The 13082-nt window shown below is 59.4% G+C and carries 10 protein-coding genes; 7 read left to right on the top strand and 3 right to left on the bottom strand.

Annotation, left to right across the window (positions count from 1 at the left end; translation table 11 throughout):
- Window positions 1-18: 18 nt before the first annotated feature.
- Window positions 19-3807: a dermonecrotic toxin domain-containing protein gene (locus DBR18_RS05335; RefSeq protein WP_371921070.1), complete on the top strand. Its 3789-nt coding sequence runs from the start codon at window positions 19-21 to the stop codon at window positions 3805-3807.
- A gap of 55 nt (window positions 3808-3862) precedes the next feature.
- Here the strand turns inward: DBR18_RS05335 and DBR18_RS05340 are convergent, their stop codons facing one another.
- On the bottom strand, window positions 3863-4132 hold the full coding sequence (locus DBR18_RS05340) for a PepSY domain-containing protein (RefSeq protein ID WP_108589532.1): 270 nt from the start codon (window positions 4130-4132) through the stop codon (window positions 3863-3865).
- 154 nt (window positions 4133-4286) lie between these two features.
- Here DBR18_RS05340 and DBR18_RS05345 point away from each other — a divergent pair, with 154 nt between their 5' ends.
- Window positions 4287-5288, top strand: a complete 1002-nt coding sequence (locus DBR18_RS05345; RefSeq protein WP_108589533.1) for a FecR family protein — start codon at window positions 4287-4289, stop codon at window positions 5286-5288.
- Window positions 5289-5341: 53 nt separating this feature from the next.
- Here the strand turns inward: DBR18_RS05345 and DBR18_RS05350 are convergent, their stop codons facing one another.
- Entirely contained in the window at window positions 5342-7687 is a 2346-nt protein-coding gene (locus tag DBR18_RS05350) for an acylase (protein WP_108589534.1), read from the bottom strand.
- A gap of 295 nt (window positions 7688-7982) precedes the next feature.
- Here DBR18_RS05350 and DBR18_RS05355 point away from each other — a divergent pair, with 295 nt between their 5' ends.
- On the top strand, window positions 7983-8360 hold the full coding sequence (locus DBR18_RS05355; protein WP_108589535.1) for a fe2+ zn2+ uptake regulation protein: 378 nt from the start codon (window positions 7983-7985) through the stop codon (window positions 8358-8360).
- Window positions 8361-8378: 18 nt separating this feature from the next.
- Here DBR18_RS05355 and DBR18_RS05360 read toward each other — a convergent pair whose 3' ends face one another.
- Entirely contained in the window at window positions 8379-8567 is a 189-nt protein-coding gene (locus tag DBR18_RS05360) for a hypothetical protein (protein ID WP_108589536.1), read from the bottom strand.
- Between the two features lie 156 nt (window positions 8568-8723).
- Here DBR18_RS05360 and DBR18_RS28770 point away from each other — a divergent pair, with 156 nt between their 5' ends.
- From DBR18_RS28770 to DBR18_RS05375, 4 genes are all read left to right on the top strand, one after another.
- A complete protein-coding gene (locus tag DBR18_RS28770) occupies window positions 8724-8858 on the top strand; it encodes a hypothetical protein (RefSeq protein WP_256588549.1) in 135 nt (44 codons plus the stop codon).
- Window positions 8859-9122: 264 nt separating this feature from the next.
- Window positions 9123-10343 carry an MdfA family multidrug efflux MFS transporter gene (locus tag DBR18_RS05365; protein ID WP_108589537.1) on the top strand — a complete coding sequence of 407 codons (1221 nt, stop codon included), beginning with the start codon at window positions 9123-9125 and terminating at the stop codon, window positions 10341-10343.
- A gap of 32 nt (window positions 10344-10375) precedes the next feature.
- Entirely contained in the window at window positions 10376-11506 is a 1131-nt protein-coding gene (locus DBR18_RS05370) for an acyl-protein synthase (RefSeq protein WP_108589538.1), read from the top strand.
- Between the two features lies 1 nt (window position 11507).
- A partial coding sequence (locus DBR18_RS05375) for an acyl-CoA reductase (protein ID WP_256588550.1) occupies window positions 11508-13082 on the top strand: 1575 nt, incomplete at its 3' end.

Genomic DNA, 13082 nt, shown 5'->3' on the forward strand with positions numbered 1-13082 from the left:
ACCGGGCAATTCAACACATTGCACCAGATCATCAAACCCGCGCCCTCTTCCTCTTACCCTCCAACCTTTGAAACCGTAAGAATCTGGGAGTATCCGGCGCATTATGTCGAACTGGCCGGTTCGTTGATGATCAGTCACCAACAGGCTTATCTCTACACGCCAGCCGAAGGCACTCAGGTTCTCACGGACTATCAGGACCTGCGAAATACCTTGCTGAGCAAATTCTCGGCACCCGGCCATGAAGACGAATTATTCGGCTTGCTGAGCCTGGAGGAGCGCAAGCGCTTCATCGGTTTCCACGCACCTCAAGTGACCGGTGAAGTGATTTCCGGTGACCTGTTCGGGACGCTCTTCGACAACATCGTCGGCAAGCAACAGCAAAACATCGACTACGCCCTGCAGGTGTTTCGCCACAGCGACGGTGCAGTCGATATCCACGCGCTGTTCGACATCACTATCGATATACGGCTGATGATCAATCGAGCCATGACCCGTCTGGACACGGGCGGTCGGTGGAGCACGCAACCGGTTCTGACCGGTAATCAGCAACCCTCCATGGTTCAGGCCGATAAAGCCGCCGCTGCAGTCAAGACATACACGGATATCGAGACGACGCTGAAATCGCGCCTCATGGCTCAGCCGAACGCTACCCCTGAGCAGCAGCGAGCCTATCTTGAGAGCCTGAAGCCCGACGTGGCCCATGCGATGTATGTCGGGCTCGGTGGCGAAGCCAGGCAGCGGGTTAACAAGGGCACCCTGCACGACTCCGAGCGAGCCATCGTCGAGGCCGTGGTCAACGCGGATCTGCCGACGCGCCGACAGCGAGTGCCGATCAATGGCTTTCGTCCGGATGCCTTTTGGTTGACCCTGCAGAGTACGGGGCAGACAAGTCTGGCCCCCTTGGCCCAATGCATGCTCATCACCGAGCGCGGTGGTCTTGATGCTCATTACTCGGGACGGGCCATTCTCTGGACACCGGCCATGGGCCTTGAAGTGTTCAACGACATCGACGTTGCCCGGCAAGCCATTAACCGGCGGCTACTCGACAACGTGCAGCGCCTTTCTCTGCTGGAAAATCTTGCGCCCGAGGATTTCCAGCCCAATCAGCAATATTCGCTGGGGCCGTTGCACCAGATCACGAATAACGTGCTGCATCACAGCGCACAGTCAGCGATCAATCATTACCTGAGCAACTTCGCCCAGGTACGCGAGCGGATCAAGGATGAATCTCGCCAGACGAAGGCCCTGACAGCGCTGAGCCTGAATGTCATCAATACCAATCTGAATCTGGCCGCCGAACATGCCCAGGCCATTCGTCAACAGCAAACCTTGCCTGCCTGGTTCGGGATGGCACCGGTCGCGGAGCAAAAACGTCACGTTGAATTGCTGGAGCAGTGGCGCCTCAGCGTACCCGACGACAAGGATTATCTTGAAGGCATCGAATCGCTCACCGGCCATGTCCGGACCACGCTCAGGAACCTGCTGAACCTGCGCATTCCCGGTCACGGATTCACCCCCGACCAGATCAAAGTCGTGCCCAATCTGGCATTGGCAGGGCCGCCACTGGACCTTGTGAACTTCGCCTTGAATCACATCAGCGTTGGTCAGAACACCGGGTTCTCCGTGCACTCCACAACTGATTCGCCGCTGCCGGACAAGCTGGATCAGACAGCTGTCACACAATTGCTGCTGTCCCTGAACATTGCTTCCGGCTACGCCGCAAAAATCACTCAAGCCTTGACCATCGGTGACCAGGCGGCCGAGCGCAGACAGCGGTTCTATCGCCAACTGCCCTGGCAACTGCTGCAACACGCCCATGCCTTGAAACTGCAGCAGTCACTGTCCACCTCCGCCTTCGATCACATCCTGCAAGTGCTGGACATGCCCGATGGACTGGCGCGCTCTGCGGTTGAAGGCGCCAACGCGTTCGTCAGCCCGCTGACACTGGTCAAAACAGCGGGCGCCGCCGGCATCAGCGCACTGGGTCTGTATGTATTCGGATCGGGCACGGCAGGGCCGCTGACCCTTTACGCACCCTATGCCGACAAACTTTTCCAGGAGTTCGAAAACCCGCCCGCACTGATTCGCGCGCTCAATACTGCCGGCCCTTTACAAAACCTGCTGCTTCGACGTTTGCCTGAGGCCGAGCGCGCCATATTTCGTGGACTGCTGGAATCCACTGCGGGCCAGACCAGCGAAATAACGCTTTCGCTCAGGCCTGTCACCGGCAACTTTTTGCATACGCTGTACGACGACGGGGTTGATGTGCTCAAGCAGCTCCTGGGCAGCCAGTCGATATTCAACGCGCACACCGATTGGGAAGCCGCAAAAACGCTGTTTTCGAGCGGCATCAAATTCGTTGCAGAGGAACTGCCGGGCAAGCTCGCCTGCGCACCTTTTCTCTGGGAATCCTACAAGGCCTTCAAAGACTCTGCCGAAGCCTTGCAAAGCCATCATTGGTCACACGCGCTCAAGGCATTTATCGACGGGGCGGCGCAAATGGTCAGCATGGGCCTGCTGCCGGAACTGTCGAAGGAACCAACCGCCGCACCTCTCCCCGCCAGTGACGGTGGTAATGGGGCTTCACGAACCAGGAAGTGGTCCGGGATCGATCCCGTCGCCCCCGCTCGAACGCAACTGCAAGCCTTTGAAGCGCCCGACGTTGCACTCAAGGATCTGACGAAGAGCAGCAGCGGCGGCCCGTACTCTCAGGCGAGCAGCAACCGTCATTTTGCCGCTATCGACGGCAAGGTCTACGCCGTGGAGAAACCCTCGCAAGTGTGGCAGCTGTCGCGTCACGGCAAGCTCGGTCCGCGGCTCAAAACAGCGGCAAATCGTCTGATCATTGATCCCGAACGCCACATCGTCCACTACGGCAAGGCCATCTCGCGAATGGTGAACGAGTACAACACCAACTATCAAAGCCGTTTGATGATGAACATTGAAGCGCAAGGCATGCGCCAGATTCGCCAGCGCTACCGTTACAAGGCCGATGTGCTGGTGCAGGCGATCGATATTGCGCGCAAATACGCCTTTTATTTTCTGCATAACCTGGCATTGCTGGATCCCAGCATGCCGGATGGGCGTTCCGGCAACTTCATCAGGAGTTTTTTCGACCTGCGGCAACTGGACCGCAACGTCATCCGGAAAATCGGCGATGCGCTCATCCCGCTCTGCAATGCATTGGTGGACCCCAGCGATGATCTGTTGAATACCGACCGTTTTATCGTCGGGTCGAACTCGTACCAGAATGACGTCATTGCGTTCGTGTTGTCCGACGACAACACCAATCGGGTCCATTTCACCGAGCACTTTTTCGATCAACAACTGGATAATTACAAGACTGTGATGAGCCAAACCTTTGATGTCGATGCCCATGCCCAGGCCGCGACGCTGATTCACGAATTTGCGCACCAGTTTTGCGAGGCGCTGGACATCCGTACGCTCAGAGCCCGCGAACCGTTCAGCGACCTTATTTCCCTCCAGACCCACCTGGGAACAAAGTTGTACACAGAGCTGGATCTTTATCAAGTCACCGCGCTGTCAAGGCAAACACCTCGCCACGAGTTGTTTACCGAATTCAATTCCACGTCAGGCAACTGGATTGACCTGGATGTCGCGCCGGGCATGGAGCATGTCGGCAGGGAAATTCTCGCAATAGCCAACGCGCCGAACATGAGTCTTGCCCGCGATGCGTTCATGGACCCTCTTAATCCCGATGTTCGAATCAATATAATCCTGCGCAATGCCGACTCCATCGCGCGATTGATCTGCGAGCTGGGCAGGCAACTGGACCCTGTGCCCTGAGCCAAAAAAAAACGCAGGCCAGGCCTGCGTTTTCGGCGTTCATGCAGTGGACGAATCAGTCTTTCTGATCCCTCAGCACATTGCCCGAGGTGCCGTCGATACGAAACTCGTACACGGCGCCATCTGCCTTGCGCCCTTCGCCTTTCCAGTAACCGTCGTTATCGGCTTCGATCTCGTAGATCTCAACGTAGCCGGCCTTGGTTTTCGCTGTTTCGATGGCTTTCTCGATGGTGATCCAGCCTGCACCGGGGCGGTCGGCCATGGCTGCGCCGGCACTGAACAGACTGGTGATGACAACAAGACTCGCGAGGGTTTTCTTGATCATTTTTTCACTCCATTTGTGGATACTGGTCTCAAGGACTTCCTGCTTTTTGGGTGTCTGCAGGAAAAATAAGTTCCACTTTGATGGGCAATTGCCATGACGAGTGTTCTCGGCACCTTGCGTGCGAGGTTAGAATGCAGGAAATCAGGACCACTCAATGACCCAAGACTCCCTCTCGGAAGCCGAACACGACGCCATCACCGATACCGCTGCGCATTGGTGCATGCGCCTGCATGCCGTCGACTGCACGCCCGAAGAACGTCTGGCCTTCGAACAATGGTTCGACGCCCATCCCCTGCATGCATTCGAATACGAAGCCATGCTGGAGATCTGGGACGTGGCCGAGCATCTGCCACGGCCCGAGCCTGTGCCACCGGTGAACGTGCGCCCAGCCGTCCAGCGCTGGCGCCAGTACGCCATTGCCGCGGCGGTCTGCGCACTGGCCCTGCCCCTGGCGGCCTTCACCGGCTGGAATCTGGGCTGGATCCCTGACAGCTACCAGCGATTCGAATCCGACGGCAATCCACGTCAGGTCACACTGGCAGACGGCAGTCAGCTGGAAATGAACCTGAACACCGAATTGACCTTCAGCAACTACAAGGATGAGCGCCGCGTCACCCTTAAGCGTGGCGAAGCGTTTTTCAATGTCAGCCATGACATGACCCATCCCTTTATCGTGCGGGCGGGAGAAGGCCGGATTCGCGTCACCGGTACCCGATTCAACGTCTGGATGTACGACGATCAGGTGCGAGTGACCCTCGTGGAGGGTTCGGTACTGGTGAAGAGCAACACCGGATTGCCCGGAGACGGCGTGCGCCTGGGATCGTCAATGCAGGCCAGTTTCCGCAACGGCGACTTCCTGCCAAAGATCAACCAGACCGACGCCAACGATCAATCACTGGCGTGGCGCAGCGGAAAACTGGTACTCGACAATCTGCCACTCGAAGAAGCGCTGCCACTGATCAACCGGTATCTGTCCCGTCCCGTGATGCTCGCTGATCGTGCGACCGGCACCATTCGCGTCGGTGGCACCTACAACACCAAGGAAGTGGACAGCCTGGTAAGCGTCCTGCCCAGGGTTCTGCCGGTCTACCTGACCCGCAACAAGGACGGCAATCCGGTCATCAACTCGATGCCCAAGCCCCCCACAAAAAGCTGAAAGCCGCCCCCCTTTCGGGACGCGGCTTTCACTCACTTCAACGATAATGGCGCCTATTGCGCCGCCACCTTCCCGGCCGCTTGCCGCTCCTCATGGATCGTCAGCGCCTGATACTGCGGATCAGCCTCGATCTGCTGCTCGGTGAATGGCAGCACACTCCACTGTTTCTTCGAGAATGCTTCGGTCTGGTCCCGGGAATGCTTCGACGCCGGGTCACTGGACAGCGAAAACGCGAGCAATCCCTGTGCATGTGGCCCCTTGTCATCGAACGTGATCACTTGCAGATAACTGGTGCCACTGATCACTTCAAGCTTGCCGTCCTCACGCGGGACACTCTGGATCGCGTTGTAGGTGCCCAGCGTAGCAGGCCCGCCATGGATTGCGGTCTGCTGACCGCCGCTGCTCACTACCTGGATATCCCCCCAGCGCGCGTCCGCTTTCAGGCCCATTTTGGCGGTGCTTTCAACCGATGCGCGCATTGCTTCACTCAATGCCTTTTTCACCGCCGGTTGCTCGATGGCCAGGCCTCGCGGGGTGTGCTGAGGGTCTTGTGGGTCGAACGCGACACGCCATGCGTCCGGCGACTTCAACAGTGCCCCCATGATGTTCTGGAAATGTACCAGGCCCACGCCCGATTCCAGATTCGCCCGACCATCCCAGGCCTTCAGGCTGGTGCACACCGGCTTCGATCCGGCAGCATCCAAATCAGGATCACCCGAGCAGAACTTCAGCAGATCAGGCAGCACCAGCGCCGCGAGATAGACGTTATCGTCCATCACCATCTGCTGCAGGTCCTTCACCGCCAACGGCCCCTTTTTGTTCAGGCTGTTCAGGCGCTCAAGCGCGAAGCGTGAACGCAGCCCGAGTGGCTGGCCATCCTGACTGATCAAAGGCGAGAACCCGGTCAGCGGTTGCAGCGGGTTGGCCAGCCACGCCGAATCATTGGAGTGCTGGACGAAGTCCTTGCGCAGCAATTGTGGCAGTTGGCTCGCGGCATAGATGCCTTTCTGTGCGGCGTGCGGATCAATGTCCCAGGCGCAACCACTGTTGGAGCCATCGAGCACGATCATCTGCAAGCCAATACGCGGATCGCTGCACCTGGCCAGTTTGTCGGCACTGACGTTCGGCACCACCGACAGGTTCATGTACAGCGTCTGGCCCTTGTCATCCGCCGCCAGGGTGTTGACCCAAGGGATGCCCTGGATCTTGTGCACCGAATCCTGCAGTTCCTGGAGACTCGCCGCCTGATTCATCGCATACCATTGCTTGAGCACGCGATCGTTATCCAGATTGGCGTCGCGCAGGCTGTAGGCGAACTGGTTGTTCCAGTCGAGCTTGCCCGGCCATTGCACGATCGGGCCGAACTGCGAGCTGTAAATGTCACGCGAGACCGATGTGACCTGCCCGTCCGCCTGTCGCACCTGGACGCTCACTGTCTGCTTGCTCATCGGCAGCGACTTGCCGTCCAGCAGATAACGGGTCGGATCTTTCGGATCGAGTTGCAGACGATACAGGGTGAAATGCTTCGACGAGTCGACCGTGTGGGTCCATGCCAGGTGCTGATTGAAGCCGATATTGATCATCGGCAGGCCCGGCAGTGCCGCGCCCATCACGTCGAGTTTGCCCGGAATGGTCAGGTGCATCTGGTAGAAACGCATGCCGCCAACCCAAGGGAAATGCGGGTTGGCCAACAGCATGCCGCGACCGTTGAACGAGCGTTCGCTACCAATCGCCACCGCGTTACTGCCGCGATCCAGCGCAAAGCGCTGCATGCGCGCGTCCGCGAGCTGATAAGCCTGCCCGCTGCTGCTCGCCTGCGCTGAAGCCTGCGGCGGCGTCGCACCGGCCAGAGCTTCGGCAAACTGCCCGACCCCGCCCTCGACCAGTAACCGGCGGGTCAGTTTGACCAGATCCTCGGCACCGATATCACGCACCCATTCACCCTGGCATTGCTGCGGCAAGCCTTGTTGGCGACGCTCCGCCAGATAGCGGTTGTAGCCGGCGGCATAGCCTTGCACGAGGTCACGCACCTCGCCCGGTTGCGCGTCCCAGAACGCCTTCACCGCTTCAGGCGTGTTGAGCCACGTGAAGAACACATCACTGACGCGGTTTTCCCGTTGCTCGACAGTCATTTGCTCCGGGCCGAAATAGCGGGAGCGCTGGCCGTTGACCGTGACGATCTCGTTGGCCAGCAGACACAGATTGTCTTGCGCGTAGGCGTAACCAATGCCAAAGCCCAGGCCACGCTCGTTTTCAGCGCGGATGTGCGGCACACCAAAAGAAGTGCGACGAATGTCGGTGCCGTTGTGCGCCACGGGACTGAGTGCATGTGCCGACAGACTGAGCCCGAATAACGTACCGGCGAGGGCCAAACCGGTTAACTGCCTGGAAATAATCACGCTCGCTCCTGATCGATAGGACAACGACCGGCCCCGGCCTGCCGCAAAAAAGCGCGGACCGTCAGAGCCAGCCTGAAACTCGCGCAGGCGCCTGGGCGCAATGCGGCTGTTCAGGAAACGAATGTGCGTGAAGAGAATTTAACTTCGTCAGCAGCCAGACAGGGCAATGACAGGGAAACAACGAATCTGCGACAAATTTTCTACATTTTTTCTTTCATGATTTGTCGAGCTGATACGTCTTGTTTAGAGAGAGCACCCCACCCGTCCTGATCAGGCTCTGAAAAGGAGTAACCACATGTATAACTCGCATCTACCAACGGAAGGTAGCCAGGCGCCACAAGGAGCATCCATGGGTTCGCACGCGAGCGATTTCGGACAACGCCCCGAGCGTCATGGCAATGAACGCATTCGCCTGCTGCTCAAGAGTTTCGGGCTGCGCACCAGCCTGATCCGGCTCAAGGTCATCGACGCGCTGCTGGTTGCCGAACAGAGCGATCGACGCCTGGGTGTGCGTGGCGTGCACAGCCAACTGCTGGACCTGGATATTCCGCTGTCCTTTCTCAGCGTGCGCGAAGTGCTGAAACGCCTGTGCGCCGAAGGTGTGATCACGTTCAATGCGGACAAGAGCTACAGCCTGCATCCGCAGGCTGCCGCCGCGCTCATTCACGATTGATGTGCCCGGCAATGGCCGTCAGGGTTTGACCTTGCGACGCATCACACCGTTGATCACCACCACGACCACCGCCACACCGATGGCGATGTACTGGAACATTTGCTCGCTGAGCTTGCCGGCGTTTTGTAGCCAGGACAGCCCGAGCATGATTGCCAGTACGCTCACGGCGATCAGAATCGAGTATTTCAAACGTTGCTTGTTGGTCATTGCGAGTTCCTGAGTCTCTGAATGTATCCGGTTTGTATCCGTTTGCATGCCATGCTCATACCGTATTGCCGGGATGAGCCGCCGCGGCCGGGGTCTCATGTTACAGCCGATGAAGAGTTTTGGCTTCAAGACGGCCCAACCATGAGGATTTTTGAAATGTTCCGTCGAATCACCTGGCTGATTCCAGTACTCGCCGCGTTGACCCTGAGTGGCTGCTTCATCTTCCCCCACGGCGGCTGGCATGACGATCACCATCGCTATCAGGAAGGCCCTGGTTATTACCATCGATAGAACAGGATCGTTCGACCTGGCGGCATGCTGGAAGAGATGCCGTCAGGGACACTGAAAACCTTTTGCAGCAAGTAATGCCCGCCATTTGGCGGGCATTTTCATTTCTGCGCCATCGGCGCAAAACAGGCTTGTGAAAGACCGTTTGGATCCATTAAACATTCTGTAAGTCCTTGAAATCTCGGGTGACAGCAAAGCATTAGCGCCGTTGACCTGCCCCGCCTAGTCTGCGCCGACTTATTTTCGCCCGCTGATTCAAGGATGTTTATGCGCACATTAATAACGGTCAAGCCGATGCAGGCGATGGGCTTTTGCCTCGCCATCACCCTGTTCGAACTGATCACCTACATGGCCAGCGACATGATCATGCCGGCCATGTTGAGCGTTACCCACGCGCTGCAGGCCGATGTCCGCCACGTGCCGCACGCTTTCAATCTCTACCTGCTCGGTGGCGTGTGCCTGCCATGGCTGATCGGTCCCCTCTCCGACCGTTTCGGCAGACGCCGCCTGTTACTGCTCGGCTGCGCGCTGTTTGGCGTGGCGTGCAGCGCTGCCGCCATCTCCGGGAGCATTGAGGCGTTCAACGTCTTGCGCCTGATACAAGGCATGGGCCTGGGGTTCGTGGTCGCGGTCAGCTATCCAGCGCTTCAGGAAGTTTTCTGCGAAGCCGATGCGGTGCGCCTGATGGCCCTGCTCGGCAACGTCGCGTTGCTGTCGCCATTGTTGGGGCCATTGCTCGGCAGCCTGTTGCTGGAATGGCTCAGCTGGCGGCAACTGTTTCTCGGCCTGGGCTTGTTGGCGACAATTACGTGGCTGGGGCTGTATGCCTGCATGCCGGAAACCATCGGCGTGTTGCAGCGCGATGGACAGCGACCCGCCCCCGCAGCGTTTTCCGTACGACAGATCGGGCGTCGGTATATGACGCTGCTGCGCAACCGCCGGTTCGTCGCCGCAAGCGTGGCACTGGGCCTGATGAGCCTGCCGCTGATTGCCTGGATCGGCGTTGCGCCACTGCTGCTGATGCAGTCGCTGGGCCTGTCCGCCCGGGAATACGGGCTGTGGCAGATACCGGTGTTCAGCGCGGTCATCGTCGGCAATCTGCTGCTGGATCGATTGCTGTCGGTCTACTCGTTGCCACGGGTGACGGGTCTGGCGCTGTGGCCGTTCAGCCTCGGTCTGGCGATTCTGATCATCAGCGCCCTGAGCGGCGCTTCGTTGCTGCCACTTGTCGTGGGCCTGGCGTTTTGTGCATTGGGCCTGGGCATGAGCAACGCGGCCTTGTATCGCCTTGCACTGTTCAGCAGCGACGACAGCAAGGGCCTGGTTTCGGCGATGGTCGGCATGTTGTCGATCGCGGTGATGGGTGTCGGGGGCACGCTCGCCGCCACCTTCGGCGGTGCCGACGATCTTCGATCATTCGCTTTGTGTGCAGCCTTTGGCGGCCTGCTGAGCCTGCCTCTGGTGTATCGACTTCTGCGGCAGCGCTAGCTCGCCTGCATCATTCATAAAAAGGACTCTAAATGAATTTTTTCCCCTACAGCGACGCTCTCTGCGCGTTGCCGCATGCCTATTGCCCGGATTCCGTGCCTGCCGGCCTGTTTGATCAGGCCATGAGCGAAATGACGCGCTTCCATGCCCTGCACACGCCGGGCTACGCACAATGGCTGAACGCCAACGGTCTGGACATGGATGACCTCGACACACTGAACGACTGGTCGAAACTGCCGCCAATTTTCGCCAGTTTCTTCAAACAGCACCTGCTGCTCAGCCCCACCGGCGCGGCGGCCCTGGAGCTGACCTCATCCGGCACCAGCGGCCAGAAAAGTCGCATGCGTTATGACGAACGCAGCCTCGACGCGGCGCAGTACATGGTCGAGCGGATTTTTGCGCAGTACGGCTGGATCACCCCGGCCACGCCCTGCAACTATCTGCTGCTGAGCTACGAGCCGGAGCAGAACCTGAACCTGGGAACATCCTTCACCGATCAGTTCCTCTGCCGTTTTGCACCGGTCAATCGGGTGGTTTACGCCCTGCGTCGTACCGGTGACGGCCATCAGTTCGATCCGTTCGGGGTCATCACAGCCTTGCAGGCATTTGCCGAAGAAGGCTTGCCCGTGCGCATTTTCGGTTTCCCGGCGTTTCTCTGGCAGGCGTTGCAGCAGATGCGTGCCACCGGTGTGGCGGATCTGCAATTGCCCCGCGGTTCGCTGGTGTTTTTCGGCGGTGGCTGGAAAACCCGCGCTGCCGAAGAAATCCCCAGACAACAGCTGTACGGCCGGGTCGAACAGCAACTGGGCATTGCCACACAAGACTGTCGTGACGGTTACGGTGCGGTGGAACACGCCGTGCCCTACATCGAATGCGCACACCACCGCTTTCATGTGCCGGTCTACGCGAAGGTCTTTATACGCAACCCTGTCGATTTTGCCGTGCAGCCCTACGGCCAGGCCGGTTTGCTGAGCATGGTCTCGCCTTACATTTCCTCAAGCCCCGCCCATGCGATTGTCATGAGCGACCTCGCCACCCTGCACCCAGGCGCAAGCTGCGGATGCGGGCTGGACTGCGACTGGTTCGAACTGCATGGCCGCGCCGGCACCGATGCCGGCCGCAGCTGCGCCATGGCCGCCGCCGAACTGTTGGGAGGCAACTGAAATGTTTTTGATCAACGGACAATTGCGCGACAACTGCAACCTGACCAGCGCCGTGCAAGAACTGCTGCAGGATCTGCCCCGGCGATTGCAGACGCCACTCGAAATCTCGACGCTGTTCAGCGCCACACAAGCCTTCATCGAGCGTTTGCGTGATCCGCACCTGGCGTTGCCACTGGACGCCGACCAGCGCCAGGCACTGATCGATTTCTGCCAGCCACAAGCGTTGCAGGCCAAGCTCGAACGCGAACTTGGCCTGCAAGCCGATTCACTGCGCCGCACCGATTATCGCCATTCGCGCTTTGAGCGCTGGAGTCCGCTGGGACTGGTAGTTCCTCCGGCCAACGCACCGTTGCTGGCGTTCTGCGCGGTCGTCGAAAGCCTGTTGTGCGGCAACGTCAACTGGCTGCGCCCCAGCAGCAGCGATGGCGGCTTCACCGCACGCTTGCTCGGCGTGTTTGTCGAGTGTGACCCGAGCGGACAACTCAAGGGCCATGTCGCCGTACTGCCAGCATCGACCGCGCAGATCGCTGAGCTGTGCAGACCGGCCAACGGTGTCGCCGCCTGGGGCGGAGAGACCGCGCTCAAAGCCATACGTCAGCAACTCGCGCCCGGTTGCCGCTGGATCGATTGGGGCCATCGCATCAGCTTCATTTATCTGACCCCGGACAGTGCCTCGCCGCAGGCTCTGGATGCTGTGGTGGACGAAGTCTGTCGGCTCGATCAGCAGGCCTGTTCCAGCCCGCAGTGGCTGCTGGTGGACAGTGACGACGCCAGTGTCCTGCGCAACATCGGTTCTGCCCTCGCCGACGCCTTCAGCCGTCGCGCCGGGCAATGGCCAGCGCTCACGCCGACACTGCAGGAAGCTTCGCAAATCACCACGCTAACGGCGATGGCACAGCTGGGGCAGAGTTTTGCCGGGCAGATCGGTCAGATCTGGAGCGCACCGGGCTGGCGCGTCATCTGGAACCACGATCACCCGTTGCAACCATCACCGCTTTTTCGCAGCCTGCTGCTTCAACCTCTGCCTAACGCCCTGCTCACCGAGGCACTGCTGCCGTGGCGCAACGTGCTGCAAAGTTGCGCATTGCTGTGTCGCGATGCACAGATCGCACCATTGGCGCAGACGCTTATCGGCGCTGGCGTCACCCGCATTGCGCCGCTGGCGGCAATCCACGATGGATACGACGGTGAACCCCACGACGGCGTCTATGCCTTGCAACGGCTGAGCCGGCGCGTGTCGGTCAGCCTGTTGCCGAGTCAGTTGGCGAATCACGCCACGCTCGACCGTCAGCCTTCGCCTGTCGCGCCAGTGGCATTGCCGATCATGAGCAAGGAAGCCTTCGTCGGTCAGCCCGTCAACGCCCGGGCGCAGCTGTATTTCCGCTCCGGTGGCAGTAGCGGCACGCCGGCGCTGTCCGGGTTCAGTTATCGCGACTTCCACAACCAGATGCGCGCCGCCGCCGATGGCTTGCTGGCCGCTGGACTTGAGCCCGCGCAGGACAGGGTCATGAACCTGTTCTTCGGTGGCAGTCTGTATGGCGGGTTCTACAGCTTTGCCAAAGTGCTGGAACTTCTC

The sequence above is a fragment of the Pseudomonas sp. HMWF021 genome, assembly GCF_003061005.1.
Lineage (GTDB): Bacteria > Pseudomonadota > Gammaproteobacteria > Pseudomonadales > Pseudomonadaceae > Aquipseudomonas.

Excerpts from the sequence above, each read along its gene's own strand:
- DBR18_RS05340 (WP_108589532.1), bottom strand. The coding sequence starts at position 4,132 with ATGATCAAGAAAACCCTCGCGAGTCTTGTTGTCATCACCAGTCTGTTC.
- DBR18_RS05345 (WP_108589533.1), top strand. The coding sequence starts at position 4,287 with ATGACCCAAGACTCCCTCTCGGAAGCCGAACACGACGCCATCACCGAT.
- DBR18_RS05355 (WP_108589535.1), top strand. The coding sequence starts at position 7,983 with ATGTATAACTCGCATCTACCAACGGAAGGTAGCCAGGCGCCACAAGGA.
- DBR18_RS05360 (WP_108589536.1), bottom strand. The coding sequence starts at position 8,567 with ATGACCAACAAGCAACGTTTGAAATACTCGATTCTGATCGCCGTGAGC.
- DBR18_RS28770 (WP_256588549.1), top strand. The coding sequence starts at position 8,724 with ATGTTCCGTCGAATCACCTGGCTGATTCCAGTACTCGCCGCGTTGACC.
- DBR18_RS05365 (WP_108589537.1), top strand. The coding sequence starts at position 9,123 with ATGCGCACATTAATAACGGTCAAGCCGATGCAGGCGATGGGCTTTTGC.
- DBR18_RS05370 (WP_108589538.1), top strand. The coding sequence starts at position 10,376 with ATGAATTTTTTCCCCTACAGCGACGCTCTCTGCGCGTTGCCGCATGCC.